Source organism: Streptomyces sp. NPDC026417 (genome assembly GCF_055567695.1).
Genome location: NZ_JBVHPY010000002.1, coordinates 310,948 through 324,953 on the forward strand (window position 1 = coordinate 310,948; position 14,006 = coordinate 324,953).

Genomic DNA, 14,006 nt, shown 5'->3' on the forward strand with positions numbered 1-14,006 from the left:
TGCCATCATGCCCCGCCCGCGGGGCGGACGGGTATCGGGAGGGCTGCTCCCCCTCCCCGGGCGTCCTGTTCAGACACTCCACTTCTGGTTGTCGGTCCCCGCGCAGCCCCACAGCTGCAACCAGGCGCCGCTGCCCGCGTTGTTGTCCTTGATGTCGACACACTTGCCGACGACGGTGTTGACCAGGTCGTGGCGGTCGTTCAGGACGAACTTCTGGGCGTTGTTGCCGCTGCACCAGGCGATCTGGACGGGCGTGCCGTCGTTGTAGTTCGCGTTGGCCACGTCCAGGCAGAAGCCCTTGATGCGGACGGTGCCGTCGGAGGCGAACTGCCACTTCTGTGCGGCGGCGCCGTTGCAGTCCCACACCCACAGCTTCTTGCCGTCCGCGAAGTCGCCGCCCGGGACGTCGAGGCAGCGGCCCGAGAGATGGCTGCGCAGGGACACGGGCGCGCTGAGGGTGACGCCCGAACCGGCCCTCGCCGGCTGGTCGTCACCACGGTCGGCCTTGTTCTCGCCGTCCTGCTTCTTCTGCCGGTTCTTCTCGCCGGCGTCCTTCGGCCCGCCGTTCCCGCTCTTCTCGGTGGCCGACGCCGAGGCTTCCTCGACCGGCTTCCCCTTCTTGTGGCCGGACTCCTCGGAGTCGGTGTCCGGGGAGCGGGTGGCGGGTGCGGCCGCGGCGAACTCGCCCGGATCCTCCTGGGCGTTGCCGCCGAGCACGGTTCCCGCGGACGCGGGTCCCTTGTTGTCCTTGTCGTCGTTCCCGCCGAGCATCAGCAACGGCACCGACACGAGCAGGGCGCCGGCGACGGCGGCTCCGGCCAGCACCGCCCTGCCCGGCCGTCCCACCGGCCCGGCCGCCTGGTGCGGCCGGTCGATCGCGGTCGCGGTCATGGTGCGTACGAACGCCGGCAGCCGGCTCTTGGCGGCCGCGGCGGCGCCGGGGTCGGCCTCGGTGTCGGGCTCAGCCGTCCCCTCGGGTGCGGCCGTTCCTTCGGCTTCGGCGTCGGGGCCCGGGGCACCCGCCGGGCCGGGTGTTCCTCCGGCCTCGCCGGTCCGCGGTCCGCTCTGGGAATCGGGATCGGGATCGGGGTCGTCATCGGGCTCTGCTTCCGCTGCCGCGGGCCCGGTCTCCGCTGCCGCGGGCCCGGTCTCCGCTGTCGCGGGCCCGGGCGACGACTCGGGCTCGGCGGCGTTCGTGGCGGACGCCCCTGGTCGAGCGCCGGGTCCGGCCTTCGCCGCACCGGATTCGGCGGCGGCCTCGGGAGCGGCGGTGGCGCCCGCGGCGGCCTCGTCGTCCTCCGAACCGGACGAGGCAGGCGCGGAGTCGGGGTGCTGCTGGGCCGAGGGTGTCACGTGGTCCTCCCTGTGGTGTGGGGCCAGGGGTCGGGGGTGCCGTCGGGGGGCGCGGCCGCGGGACCGGTGGGTGCCGCCGAGCCGGAGAGGTCGGCGGAGTCCGGGAGGTCGCCGGAGACACCGGGGAGACCGCCGGAGACTCCGGGGGCGTCGGAGGGTCCGGAGAGGCCGCCGGGGTGTTCCACCTCCTGGGCCTCCGCTGCGGGCATGTGCTCGCCGTCCGGCGCCGGTACGGGATCGAGGAGACTGTCCGCCGGTACGAGCAAGGGTGCCGCGGCCCCCGCGTTGGCGAGCAGCCGGGTGCCCGAACCGCTCAGTGAACGGGCCAGGTCCCGGGCCGGAAGGGTGCCATGGCGAAGTGCCGGGGACATGAACTCGTGCACCGGTGAGGTGAACAACAGCACCACCGGCGCCCCGTCCTGACCGGCGGCCGTGAGGGGCCCGCCGTCCGCCCCGCGCACCACGGTGACGTCCGCCTCCGCGAGAGCCGCGATCGCCTCGTCCACGGAGCCGTAACCGGTGGCGGCGCGCTGGGCCGCCGCGTCCACCGGATCGGTGGGCTCCGGCCAGCCGAGCACGCGCGCCGAGGGCCGGTAGGCGGGGTTGGCGCGATAGGCCCCCACGCCGCCGCTCTCGTCCGACTGCCACTCCCCCAGCACCGCCCACTCCGGCGGTGTCCGCTCGTCGGTCCACTCCGGGTCGACCACGCCGATCCAGTGCCCCGGGGCCTGACGGGCGGCGGCCCGCACGGCCTCGGGTATCTCGGACACCTCGGTGCTCTGCCCCAGGTCGGGGGCGACGGTCACGGGCGGCTCGGGGGCAGCGGCCGGGCCGGAGCCGGCACGCGCCACGGACAGGGCGTCCTGCCTGCCCTCCTGCCGTTCTAAGGGCCGCATCTCCACCTGAACTCTTCGGTCCGTACGCGTTCTTGGGGGTGCCGCACCGGATGCGCGCACGCCGATGTTGATCGGATCGGGAAGCCAACAGGATGCCACACACACCCTTTCCGTGGGCGGCACGGCCGGGCCCGTATGGGGTGGCCCACGTGCCCGTTTGCTGCCCGATCCGAGGACCAATGGGGATCAGTGAGGCGCGGGGGGACAAAGCGCCGGGGCGGTCGGGGCCGCCGGTGCTGCTGTCGCCGCCGGGACGGGCTAGGTTGGGTACGCCATCGGACCCCGTCGAGGGCCCAAGCGCCTTCCACCCGGGCGTCCAACCCGGTCCCGTACGGGGGCAGTTCGCAGCTCGGAAGGCATCGGGCCGGTCGGCGGCCGCCACCGCGGCAGGCCCCGCGGACCCGGCGGCCCGGACCGGGCCGACCGGGCGCACCTCGACGCGGCACTTGACCAACGCCCGGCGGGCCGGCCGGTGTTCGCCGATCCGTCCGCCGCGGCGGGCCGCGTCCACCACGACGGCTCCGCCACCGAGGAGGAGTACCGCATGTCCCCCCAGCCCCAGACCCCCGGCGCGAGCGCGGAGGCGGCCGCCGCCCGCGCGGCGGAGGCCGGGTCCTCACCCGCGCCCTCGGCACCGGACGAGCAGGCCCCGGCCGGGGCCGCGGCTCCGGCGGCGGGGTCCGGCACCGCCCCGGAGACCGCGGAGGTCGCCGCCGCACCGCCCGCGCCCCCGGCGGCCGCCGAACCCGCGGAGGAGTCCGAGGAGGGCGCCGCCGTGGCGGTGGCCGCCGCGGCAGCGCCCCCGGAGGTCACATCCGACACCGGCGTGGGCACCGGCCGCCCCCGCAAGCCGATCCTGGCGGGTGCCGCGATCGCCGGCGCGATTCTGGTCGCGATACCCCTGCTGTTGGCCGGAAGCGCGAACGACGAGCGCCCCGACTCGGCCAAGGGCCTGGCCGCGGACTCCGACACCGTCCTCAACGCGAGCACCGCCCCCGCCGTGCTCGACGACTACGTGGCCGAGAAGCCCAGTGCGTCACCGAGCGCGAAGAAGCCGAGGAAGAGCGCGGTGCCGAAGGCCGCCGTCACCCCGCCCGCCCCGCCGGCGCCGGTGAAGCCGAGCACGTCGCCGGGGAAGAAGCCGAAGGCCGAGACCAGGCCCAAGGCGGACCCGAAGCCGAACTGGGGCACCAGGACCGTCTACGCGACCAGCGTCCTGCGGGCCGGACAGTCCTGGTCCACCAACCGCATCCGCATGACCATGCAGACCGACGGCAACCTCGTCGTCTACAACGAGCACGACAAGGCCATCTGGGCGTCCATGACCTTCGGGGCCGACCACCGGGCCATCTTCCAGCAGGACGGCAACCTCGTCATCCACAACGGTGACGACCGCCCCATCTGGGCCTCCCGCAGCCACGGCCACGAGAACGCCCAGCTGGTCCTGCGCGCGGACGGCAAGGTGGTCGTCCTGCACAACGGCGGGGTCGTCTGGTCGACCTGACCCTCCCCCTCCACGGCGTTCCCCCGGCCGAGGTTCTGCCCGTGCAGAGCCTCGGCCGCTCGTCGTCGTGGGCGCCCCGCGCCTTCAACTCATCGCTTCCGGAGGCCAATTCACCCGAGTGCTCGCTTCATCTCTTGACGTCTCTGGTTCAGACCTTTAGGTTCACCGATCACCAAGCCTCCACGCATGCGCTCGATGTTCACCTATGTGAACAAACCCCCCACCATCGACCACTTGTGAAGGGCCGTGATCCCCCGTGGCCGGACGATCCCGTGCGCGTTCCACCGCGCTCCGCGTCACCCTCTCGACAGCCGCGCTGACTCTCTCGGCCGGCGCTCTCACCGCCTCCCCCGCGGCAGCCGCCACCGGCACCGTCACCGGACTCGGAGGCACGTGCCTGGACGTCGCCGGAGCAAGTCCGGCCAACGGCACCCCCGTTCAGATCCACGACTGCAACGGGACGGCCGCCCAGCAGTGGACGGTCGGCTCCGACCAGACCATCCGGGCGCTGGGCAAGTGCCTGGACGTCACCGGCAACTCGACCGCCGACGGGGCCAAGCTCCAGCTGTGGGACTGCACCGGTGGCGCCAACCAGAAATGGACGGTCTCCGCGGCCCGCGACATCGTCAACCCGCAGGCCGACAAGTGTCTGGACGTCACCGGCAACACCTCCGCGAACGGAACGGCCGTGCAGCTGTGGAGCTGCACCGGCGCCGCCAATCAGAAGTGGACCGCGCCCGCCGCCGGTGGCGGCACGACCCCCTCCGCCCCGATGGCCGTCGCCCCGTACCTCTACAACGGCTGGGGCAGCCCGCCCAGCCCCGCCACCGTCATGAACGCCACCGGCGTCAAGTGGTTCACACTCGCCTTCGTCCTGAGCAACGGGTACTGCAACCCGCAATGGGACGGCAGCCGTCCGCTGACCGGCGGCGCCGACCAGCAGACCGTCTCCACCGTGCGGGCCAACGGCGGCGACGTCATCCCGTCCTTCGGCGGCTACAGCGGCAACAAGCTGGAGAGCTCCTGCTCCAGCGCGAGCGCACTCGCGGCGGCCTACCAGAAGGTCATCGACGCCTACGGGCTGAAGGCCATCGACATCGACCTGGAGGCCGACGCCTACACCAACGGCACCGTGCAGCAGCGGACCGTCGACGCGCTGAAGACCGTCAAGGCCGCAAACCCCGGTCTCAAGGTGTACGTCACCATCGGCACGGGCCAGAGCGGGCCCGACACCAGTCTCATCAAGCGGGCCGCGGCATCCGGGCTGACCGTGGACAGCTGGACCATCATGCCGTTCGACTTCGGCGGCGCCGGACAGAACATGGGGACGCTCACCCTGCGGGCGGCCGAGGGCCTGAAGTCGGCGCTCAAGAGCGCGTACGGCTACAGCGACGACCAGGCGTACCGCGGCATGGGCATCTCCTCCATGAACGGCATCACCGACGTCGGCGAGACCGTCACCCCGGCCGACTTCCGGACCATCCTCGGCTACGCGCAGCAACACCACCTGGCGCGGCTGACGTTCTGGTCCGTGAACCGCGACCGGCCCTGCCCCGGCGGCTACCCGAACGACGACACCTGCTCGGGTGTGGCCCAGACCCCCTGGCAGTTCACCGGCATCCTCGCCCAGTACACCGGCTGAGGCCCCTCTCTCCCTCACCCCCCACCTCTCCGGAGAAGCCGTGGCCCGGTTTCCCGCGAGACGCGCAGAAGGGACCGAGATCCGTATGCACACGAACAGATCCGCACCGGCGCGCATCACCCTGCGGGTGCTCCTCCTCCTGGCCACGCTGCTGGGGCCGGCGGTGACCCCCGCACACGCGGCCCCCGCGGCGACCCCGTTCAAGGTGCTGGCTCTCTACAACGGCACGTGGGACGCGGCGCACATCGACTTCGTCAAGGAGGCGAACGACTGGTTCCCCGCGCAGGCCGCCGCGAACGGCTTCACCTACACCGCCAGCAGCAACTGGGACCTGCTGAGCAACGGTGGAGTGAACGGCTACCAGGTCGTCCTGTTCCTGGACGACCTGCCGCAGACCGCCGCCCAGCGAGCGGGCTTCGAGCAGTACATGCGAGGCGGCGGCGCCTGGCTGGGCTTCCATGTGGCCGCCTTCACGACCGATGCGGGCAGCTGGCCGTGGTACCACGACCGGTTCCTCGGCAGCGGGAACTTCAGCAGCAACACCTGGGGGCCGACCACGGCGGAACTCAAGGTCGAGGACCGGACGCACGCCTCGACGAGGAACCTGCCGGCCACCTTCACCTCGTCGGTCAGCGAGTGGTACAGCTGGACGAAGGACCTGCGGCAGAACCCGGACATCAAGGTCCTGGCCTCCGTCGACCCCGTGAGCTTCCCCCTGGGCACGGACCCCGCCCAGTCCTGGTACAGCGGGTACTACCCCATCCTGTGGACCAACACGCAGTACCGGATGCTGTACGCGAACTTCGGGCACAACGCGATGAACTACTCGACCGACACGCGTCTTTCGTCGACCTTCGCCAGTACGGTCCAGAACCGCTTCCTGCTGGACGGGCTGAAGTGGCTCGGCGGCGCGGGCGCGACGACCCCTCCGGCGGACGGCATCTCCGAGACCGCCTGGTACTCCTTGACGAACCAGGCCAACGGCACCTGCGTGGACACCCGTTCCGCGGCCACGGCCAACGGGACGGCGGTCCAGCAGTACGCCTGCAACGGCACGCAGGCGCAGCAGTTCCGGTTCCCTGCCACGGACGGCGGCTACACGCGGATCACCGTCCGCGGGAATCCGCAGCAGGTCGTCGACGTCGTCGACCGTTCCACGGCCGACAACGCGGGGCTGCAGCTCTGGAGTTACTCGGGCGGCACGAACCAGCAGTGGCGGCCCGTACGGGAGGCCGGCGGGCGGTACCACTTCGTCGCCCGTCACAGCGGGAAGTGCCTGAGCACGGCGAGCACCGCGACCAACGGCGTCCGGCTCACCCAGCGAACGTGCGACGACTCCTCGGCTCAGAGCTTCACACCGGCCGCACAGCCCTGAGCCCGCACGCACGGAACGGCCGCCCCCGCTGAGCGGAGTCGGCCGTTCACTGCCCTCGGGCCGTCTTCTCAGACCCTGCGCCAGCGCGCCATCGCGAAGGAGAAGACGCCGAACAGGACCAGGCCGGCGGCGACGCAGGCGAGGAGCCACGGTCCCGCGGGCGTCTCGGCGAACGACCTCAGTGTGTCGTCCAGCCCCTTGGCCTTGTCGGGCTCGTAGTCGACGGCTGCCCGCACCGCGAAGGCGCCGGCCACCGCGAACACCAGACCACGGGCGACTCCGCCGCCCACGCCCGTGATGTCGACCACCCGGCGCGTCGTGCGCGACATCTCACCGAGCTTCAAGTGCTTGTGGTACTTGCGCATCACGGCCCGGGCCGCGATCCACACACCCGCACCCACGATGCCGATACCGGCCGCGCCCACGATCCACTGCCCCGCGGGCATCTCCAGCACCCGGGCCGTCACGTCCCGGGACTGCTTGTCGCTGGACTTGCTGCCGCCCGAGCCCGCGGCGAAGGACAGCACCGAGTAGGCGACGAACGCGTAGAACACGCAGCGCGCCGCCGACATCGCCCGCTTGCGCACGGACCGGCCGTCCTTCCCGGCAACTCCGAACACCGCCTCGGAGAGCCGCCACAGCGCCATGCCCACCAGCCCGGCCCCCAGGAGCCACAGCACCGCCGCCCCGAAGGGCTGCGCGGCGATCTCCTCCAGCGCACCGCTGCGGTCCGCCTGACGGTGCCCCTCGCCGAAGGCGATCTGCAGCGCCAGCACACCGACCAGCAGATAGATCACACCACGGGCGGCCAGCCCGGCTCTGGCGGCCTTCTCGGTCGCCGAGCCTGTCGCCGCACCCCGGACGCGGAATCGCCCTCCCCGCACCGCCGCGTCCGCGTTCATATGGACCGCGTCTGGGGGGTCGACTTGTTCTCGAGCTTCAATTGGACCTCTACTTCCTGGTCACCGGCTTCCTCACCCAGCTGGTGCACGGTGAACGCCTCGTCGAGCGCCTCGCGCAGGTGTTTCACCGCGTGGGGGCCGCCCTGTACGTCAGCCGTGACCGGTGCCGAGAGCTGCGCCGGAGGGACGGGTTTGTCTCCGGACGCGCCGGACGTGTCGAAGGTGCCGGTCCACATCGTGGGCCGTTTCCCCTCGGTCTCATGAGGCTCGTCCTCGGCACAGCGGTCCGAGGAGAAGCGGCTGCACAGTGCAGCGAACAGGCTCCCGGCGTCCGCCGCGGAGCAGTCGCTGAGCACCACCTGAACCTGCGATGCGGCCAGCGGACTCGTACTCATCGAAACCCTCTCCCTCTCGCCTGCGCACAGACGCGTTCGTACCGACACGGGTACCCCGCGGGTGGCGGTGAAACAGGTTCGCGGCCGCAGGTGTGTGGCGGTACCCGCCCAGGTCAGCACGGACAGTGAGCTATGTTGAGTCCTCGTGGGACATCAAGGAGGCGGCCCGGTGCCATCGCCGCAGCAGGCACGCGCGCAGGCATCTGCGATCACCTCGGGAAAGACGGCTCCGGAGGCGGGCGCGGCGCCCACCTCCCAGCTCAGGGAGCTGTTCGACGGCCCCCGGCTCTCGCCCGGGCAGCGGCGCATCGCCCAGTACCTGATCGAACACATCACCGAGGCGGCGTTCCTGTCGATCACCGATCTCGCCGAACGGGTGGGCGTCAGCCAGCCGTCGGTGACCCGGTTCGCCGCGGCGGTCGGCTTCAGCGGCTACCCCGCGTTGCGGGAGCGGTTGCAGGCGATCGCGCTCGCCACGCTGGGCAGCGCCCCCGGCACCCCGGCGGAGAACCGCAGCAACGAACTGCAGGCCGCGGTGGACGCCGAGATCGAGAACCTGGAGAACCTGCGGCGCGACTTCGCCGACCCCGACAAGGTGATCGACGTCGGCCGGGCCCTGTCGCGCTCGGCCCCGCTGACCGTGCTGGGGCTGCGGATCTCGGTGTCCCTGGCCGAGTACTTCGCCTACGCGGCGCGGCGCATCCACCCGGACGTGCGGCTGGTGACCCGGGGTGGCAGTGTCGCGTACGACGCACTGCTCCAGTCGCGGGAGGCGGGCGGCACCTGGGTGCTGGCTTTCGCCATGCCCCGGCACGCCCAGGAGACGCTCACCGCGGTGCAGGTGGCGCGCCGGGCCGGGCTGCGGGTCGCGCTGGTCACCGACCTGGCGCTCGGGCCGCTGGCCGACGAGGCCGACGTCACCTTCGCCACCGGGACCGGCTCCCGCCTCGTCTTCGATTCCTACGCGGCGCCCGTCGTGATGTCCTCGGCGCTGCTCCAGGCCATGACGGACGCCGATCCGGAGCGGACGCAGGGGCGCCTGGAGGAGTACGAGCAGATCGCCGAACAACACCACTTCTTCCTGAAGGACTGACGTTCTCCGGGAAGAACTGAAGGGCTGCGGCACGGTGGGTGACCGTGTCTTCACGGACGAATCGGCCCATATCTCGCATGAATTTTTTCATGTCCTTGCGTATCCGGCGGTATATATAAATACTCCTTGCGGATCGTGGCTCCAGAGGCCTCCGGGGCCACGTCCGACGAACACCCGGGGCCGTCCGCTCCTACCCAACGGGTTCCGGGTGCTCGGAACGGGACTCGCTCGCGAGTGCCGTGGCGGCGGCCCCGGTCATCCCCTAGGTCGGGGCCGCCCCAGAACCCGCACTGAGCCGCCGACGTCCCCGGAAGCGATGAACATGGCCCTGACTTACTCGCCGATCAGTACGGACTGGCCGTGCCAGGTCAAGAACCCCGGCAGCTACGACTGGGAGAGGTCCGCCGCCAGGTGGCTGCGCGACCTGGTGCCGGCCCGCTACGCCAGCTACCCCGCATTGATGCGCCACCCCGTGCTGCTCGCCCGCCACGCACAGATCCAGGTGCAGCACGAGATCCGGGTCGCCCGGACCGCCCTGCAGACCGCGCGGGCCGAACTGCCCGCCCTCGGGATCCCGGAGTCGGTCATCGAGCACACGATCAAGATGTACGCCGCCGAGGTCGGCCAGCTCCACCACATCGCCCGCAGTATCAGGGCCGTCAGCCAGGCCCTCCTCGACGGCGGCGGCGGGCGCCCGCACTGACGTCCCGGACCGGACGCGCGTCGGGGCATGACCCGCGCCGCACGTGGCAGACGATGTCGACATGAGCACCCCGCACGAACAGCACGCCGACCCCATCACGACCGTCCTCACCTGGCGGGTCCGGCCCGGACACGAGGCCGAGTTCGAGCAGTGGACGCACGGCATCACGCGCTGCGCGAGAGAGTTCACCGGCAACGAGGGCGTCTCCTGGCTGCGGCCCGAGGACGGCCACCTCTTCCACGCCGTGCTCCGCTTCGCCGACCCGCAGCGGCTCACCGACTGGCTGGCGTCTCCCGAGCGCGCCACGTGGCACGCCCGCATCGAGGGGGTGGCGACCGAGGTCAGCAGCGAGCGGCAGTCGACGACCGGCCTCGAGACGTGGTTCAGCCTCCCGGGCACCGCGGTGCGGGCGCCGGCCCGCTGGAAGATGGTGCTGACGACGTTCCTCGGCGCCTATCCGTGCACGCTGCTGATCCAGTGGCTGGTGACCCCGAAGACCACCGCCTGGCCCCTGCCGCTGCGCGCCGCCGTCTTCCCGATGATCCTGCTGCCCCTGCTGACCTACGTGATCATGCCCGGACTGAGCCGGCTGTTCCGGCTCTGGCTGTACCCGACCCCGGACGCCTGATCACCGTCCGGGCGGGTAGACGAGCCGTGGTAATTTCCCGGCGGCGGCGCGGCCGTGCCTGCCCCGGACGAGATGTGCGCCGTACCCGGTCGGCAGGAGGACGCACCGAAGGAGACGTCGTGGACACGCCAGGGCCCGAGGACACCGCCACCGCCGCATCCCCCGCGGCCCGCACGCTGGACGTGCGGTGGATCCACGGGTCGCCGTCGGCCAAGCACGACACGAACCCGGAGATCCAGGTCCACGCGTACGACGAGCACACCGTCGTCCTGCGGCAGAACAAGGCCGTCGACTACGAAGCGCCGTTCCTCTTCCTGCTGTTCGGCGAGACGCGCGCCGTGCTGATCGACACCGGGGCCACGTCCCGGCCCGAGTTCTTCCCGCTGCGCCGGGTGATCGACCAGCTGATGGAGAAGTGGCTGGCGGCCCACCCCCGCGACGGCTACGAGCTGCTCGTGCTGCACACCCACCCGCACGGCGACCACATCGCCGGGGACGGTCAGTTCGCGGACCGCCCGGACACCCGCGTCGTGGACGCGGCCCGGGACAGCGCCTTCGGCTTCTTCGGGTTCACCGACGAGCCCGGCAAGGTCGCCCGCGTCGACCTCGGCGGGCGCGTGCTGGAGTGCCTCGCCACTCCGGGGCATCACGAGGCCGCCGTCACCTACTTCGACCCCTGGACCGGATTCCTGCTCACCGGTGACACCGTCTATCCCGGCCGCCTCTACGTGACCGACTGGGCGGCGTTCACCCGCAGCATCGACCGGCTGATCGACTTCTGCGCGAGCCGGCCGGTCACCCACGTGCTCGGCTGCCACATCGAGATGACCCGGCGTCCCGGCGAGGACTACCCCGTCCGCACCACGTACCAGCCCGACGAACCGCCGCTGCAGATGACGCCGGACCACCTGCGCGCCATCCGTGCGGCGATCGACACCGTCGGGGACCGGCCCGGACGGCACGTCTTCGACGACTTCGTCATCTGCCGCCTCGACACTCCCGACCAGGACTAGGACGCGGACATGGACCTCACCGCACGGAACCTGCTCGTCGTCGGCGCGATCCTCGCGGCGGCCGTCCTGGCGGTGGCCGTCGTGCTGCTGGTCCGGCTCGTCCGGGCCCGCCGCGACCTGCGCCGCGCCGGGCTCCCGTCCGGACCCCGCTGGGTGTTCTGGGGTGCCGTCGCCTACCTCGTGCTCCCCACCGACCTGCTGCCCGACCCCGTCTACCTCGACGACATCGGCGTGCTCCTGCTGGCCCTGAGGTCGCTGCGCGCGGCCGTGCCGGAACGGGAACCGCGCGGCACCGGCCGCGCGTTGTCCGACTAGGCGCGGGCGGGCCGGTCTGCGCGGGCGGACCCGCGGCGTCCGGGGACGGCGGGCCGGTGCGGGCGTGACTCAGCGACGGGGGGGGTGTCGTGACGAGCGAGCTGGTTCCCGGGGGCAACGTGCCCCTCCCGCCCGGCACCCTGACGCTTCGGGTGCCGGGGCCCTTCGACCTCTGCGCCCTCGTCACCGACGACGGCGGAAAGGTGCGCGGCGACGACGACTTCGTGTTCTACAACCAGCCCGGCGCTCCCGGAGTCCGGCTGCTCGGCGAAGAACTGGCCGTCGATCCGGCGAAGCTGCGGTCGGGGGCCACGCGCGTCACGGTGCTGGTCAGCCCCACGGCTTCCGGGACCCCGCTGGGTCGCCTTCCTACTCCTGTCCTGCACGTGACGGGTCCGGGCGCGGGCACCCTCGCCCGGTTCGTGCCACCGCGCCCCGAGCGTGAGACCGCCCTGCTGCTCGCCGAGCTCTACCGCCGCGGCACCGGCTGGAAGCTCCGCGCCCTCGGCCAGGGGTACGCCGACGGACTGGCCGGCGTGGCCCGCGACTTCGGCATCGAGGTCACGGAGGAGCCACCCACGGCTCCGGTCCGCCCCGCCCCGGGAACCACCGCACCGACGGCCCGGAGGACCCCCGGCCCCGCACCGCGGACCACCGCCCCGGCGCCCCGGGCCGGACCCACGAGAGCCGTGCCGGGCTCCACCGGCGCGGCGCCCACCCCCGCGGGACCCGCTCCCCGGACCGCCCCCTCACCGCCCCGTCCGGCGCTCGGGAGGACTCCGCCGCCGCCCCGCTCCGCACCCCGAGCCCTCGCGCCTCCGGGGGACGCCGCATCCCGGACCGGCGGCGGCTCGGCCCCCGACGGCTTCCTCGATCGCGTGAACGCGGCCCGCGCCGCCGCGGGCGCCCCGCCCGTCTTCGCCGACGCGCGCCTGACGGCCGCGGCGAGCGCCCACGCCACCGCGATGGCGTCCGCCGGGCGCCTGGGGACCGAGAGCCCGGACGGCGTCTCCGTCCACCAGCGCGTCACCGCGACCGGATACGCGTATCTGGCCGTGGGCGAACACCTGGTGTCCGGCCCCCGCACGCCGGCCGAGTTCGTGGCGTACTGCCTGTCCGCGGAGCGGACCCGGCTCACCCTGTGCGACCCGCGCTTCCGTCAGACCGGTCTGGCCTCGGCCGCCGATCCGCGCACCGGTGACATGTTCTGGACGGCGCTGTGGGCGTGCCCCTTCTCCCCCGCCGGGCTGGCTCGGACGGCGGCCGAGGTCCTCGCGCTCACCAACTCCGCACGGACGTCGGCCGGTCTCCTCCCGCTCGCCGCGGATCCGCGGCTCACCGCGGCGGCCCAGGCGCACAGCGGCGACATGGCGGCGCGCGACTTCTACGCACACACCACTCCCGAGGGGCGCGAGCCCTGGGACCGCGCGGCCGCCGCGGGCTCCGTCCACCGCTCCGTCGGGGAGAACATCGCCTGCGGTCAGCGCTCCCCCGCCGAGGTGGTCCGCGGCTGGATGAACAGCCCCGGCCACCGCGCCAACATCCTCAAGCCGGCCTTCACGCACCTGGGCGTCGGCTTCGCCGGCGGCGGCAGGGCCGGCACGTACTGGACCCAGCTCTTCGGGGGCTGACGGCGCGTCAGAGCAAGTCGCCGGCCGCGACGGACCGCAGCCAGGCCGCGGCCTCGCCCGGCGTGCCGAAACGCACCACGCGGAGCGGCGCGAAGCGGGGGTCCCGGGTGCGGCGTGCGATCTCCGCGCGTCTTGCCCCGTGCCGGGACCACGCCCACCACGCGGGGTGGCCGGGCCGGAACCAGTCGGCCAGGGTCTCCCGGTTGCCGCCGAAGAGCCGCTCGCGCAACAGCGTCCTGCGCAGCGACCGGCGCAGCACGCGGGGCATCACCACGCGGCGCCCGTAGTCCAGCCAGAGCACGGTGTCGGCGTGCTCCCACAGCAGGTCGCGGACCTCCGGATAGCCGAGCGAATCGAAGATCCAGCCCGGCGACCGGGCGATGCGCCGCACGTCCTCGGAGAACGTGCAGTTCACCGCCCAGCCCGGCCCGGCGTAGTACAGCTCGTCCATCTCGTGGTAGGGCAGCCGTAGTCGCGTCGACAGGGCGCGCGCGAGCGTGGACTTCCCGGCTCCGCTGATGCCGACCACGAGGATGCGCTTCATCCCGGGAGCCTA

14 protein-coding genes are annotated in these 14,006 nt (G+C 72.6%); 9 read left to right on the plus strand and 5 right to left on the minus strand.

The genetic code is table 11. The features are described from left to right. Positions 1-69: 69 nt before the first annotated feature. Together ACZ4NT_RS04080 and ACZ4NT_RS04085 are read right to left on the minus strand one after the other, a co-directional pair. Complete coding sequence (locus ACZ4NT_RS04080; RefSeq protein ID WP_467723224.1) at positions 70-1,353, minus strand: ricin-type beta-trefoil lectin domain protein; 1,284 nt, start codon at positions 1,351-1,353, stop codon at positions 70-72. Next, positions 1,350-2,249: a type VII secretion system-associated protein gene (locus ACZ4NT_RS04085; protein ID WP_467723226.1), complete on the minus strand. Its 900-nt coding sequence runs from the start codon at positions 2,247-2,249 to the stop codon at positions 1,350-1,352. Before ACZ4NT_RS04085 ends, ACZ4NT_RS04080 begins: the two co-directional genes overlap by 4 nt. 472 nt (positions 2,250-2,721) lie before the next feature. Between ACZ4NT_RS04085 and ACZ4NT_RS04090 the strand changes: the two genes are divergently transcribed. The 3 genes from ACZ4NT_RS04090 (at position 2,722) to ACZ4NT_RS04100 (ending at position 6,770) form a co-directional block, all read left to right on the plus strand. Then, positions 2,722-3,753: a mannose-binding protein gene (locus ACZ4NT_RS04090; RefSeq protein WP_467723228.1), complete on the plus strand. Its 1,032-nt coding sequence runs from the start codon at positions 2,722-2,724 to the stop codon at positions 3,751-3,753. 256 nt (positions 3,754-4,009) lie between these two features. Continuing rightward, positions 4,010-5,395: a ricin-type beta-trefoil lectin domain protein gene (locus ACZ4NT_RS04095; protein WP_121409275.1), complete on the plus strand. Its 1,386-nt coding sequence runs from the start codon at positions 4,010-4,012 to the stop codon at positions 5,393-5,395. 85 nt (positions 5,396-5,480) lie between these two features. Beyond that, positions 5,481-6,770, plus strand: a complete 1,290-nt coding sequence (locus tag ACZ4NT_RS04100; RefSeq protein ID WP_121409276.1) for a ThuA domain-containing protein — start codon at positions 5,481-5,483, stop codon at positions 6,768-6,770. A gap of 68 nt (positions 6,771-6,838) precedes the next feature. On the opposite strand, the gene ACZ4NT_RS04105 is transcribed toward ACZ4NT_RS04100, so the two are convergent. Together ACZ4NT_RS04105 and ACZ4NT_RS04110 are read right to left on the minus strand one after the other, a co-directional pair. Then, positions 6,839-7,672, minus strand: a complete 834-nt coding sequence (locus tag ACZ4NT_RS04105) for a DUF1206 domain-containing protein (protein WP_121409277.1) — start codon at positions 7,670-7,672, stop codon at positions 6,839-6,841. Further along, positions 7,669-8,067: a hypothetical protein gene (locus tag ACZ4NT_RS04110; protein WP_121409278.1), complete on the minus strand. Its 399-nt coding sequence runs from the start codon at positions 8,065-8,067 to the stop codon at positions 7,669-7,671. Before ACZ4NT_RS04110 ends, ACZ4NT_RS04105 begins: the two co-directional genes overlap by 4 nt. 169 nt (positions 8,068-8,236) lie before the next feature. Between ACZ4NT_RS04110 and ACZ4NT_RS04115 the strand changes: the two genes are divergently transcribed. The 6 genes from ACZ4NT_RS04115 to ACZ4NT_RS04140 all read left to right on the plus strand — a co-directional run bounded on the left by ACZ4NT_RS04115 (position 8,237) and on the right by ACZ4NT_RS04140 (position 13,450). Next, a complete protein-coding gene (locus tag ACZ4NT_RS04115) occupies positions 8,237-9,160 on the plus strand; it encodes a MurR/RpiR family transcriptional regulator (protein ID WP_467723231.1) in 924 nt (307 codons plus the stop codon). Between the two features lie 322 nt (positions 9,161-9,482). Beyond that, positions 9,483-9,863, plus strand: a complete 381-nt coding sequence (locus ACZ4NT_RS04120; protein ID WP_183117251.1) for a hypothetical protein — start codon at positions 9,483-9,485, stop codon at positions 9,861-9,863. Positions 9,864-9,924: 61 nt separating this feature from the next. Next, complete coding sequence (locus tag ACZ4NT_RS04125) at positions 9,925-10,491, plus strand: antibiotic biosynthesis monooxygenase (RefSeq protein WP_121409281.1); 567 nt, start codon at positions 9,925-9,927, stop codon at positions 10,489-10,491. Between the two features lie 119 nt (positions 10,492-10,610). Continuing rightward, positions 10,611-11,504 (plus strand): MBL fold metallo-hydrolase, encoded by an 894-nt coding sequence (locus ACZ4NT_RS04130; RefSeq protein ID WP_467723233.1) that lies wholly within the window; start codon positions 10,611-10,613, stop codon positions 11,502-11,504. 9 nt (positions 11,505-11,513) lie between these two features. Next, on the plus strand, positions 11,514-11,819 hold the full coding sequence (locus ACZ4NT_RS04135; RefSeq protein ID WP_121409283.1) for a YkvA family protein: 306 nt from the start codon (positions 11,514-11,516) through the stop codon (positions 11,817-11,819). Between the two features lie 89 nt (positions 11,820-11,908). Next, on the plus strand, positions 11,909-13,450 hold the full coding sequence (locus ACZ4NT_RS04140; RefSeq protein WP_467723236.1) for a CAP domain-containing protein: 1,542 nt from the start codon (positions 11,909-11,911) through the stop codon (positions 13,448-13,450). A 7-nt stretch (positions 13,451-13,457) separates the two neighbouring features. On the opposite strand, the gene ACZ4NT_RS04145 is transcribed toward ACZ4NT_RS04140, so the two are convergent. Next, on the minus strand, positions 13,458-13,994 hold the full coding sequence (locus ACZ4NT_RS04145; protein ID WP_467723238.1) for a P-loop NTPase family protein: 537 nt from the start codon (positions 13,992-13,994) through the stop codon (positions 13,458-13,460). Positions 13,995-14,006 lie beyond the last annotated feature (12 nt).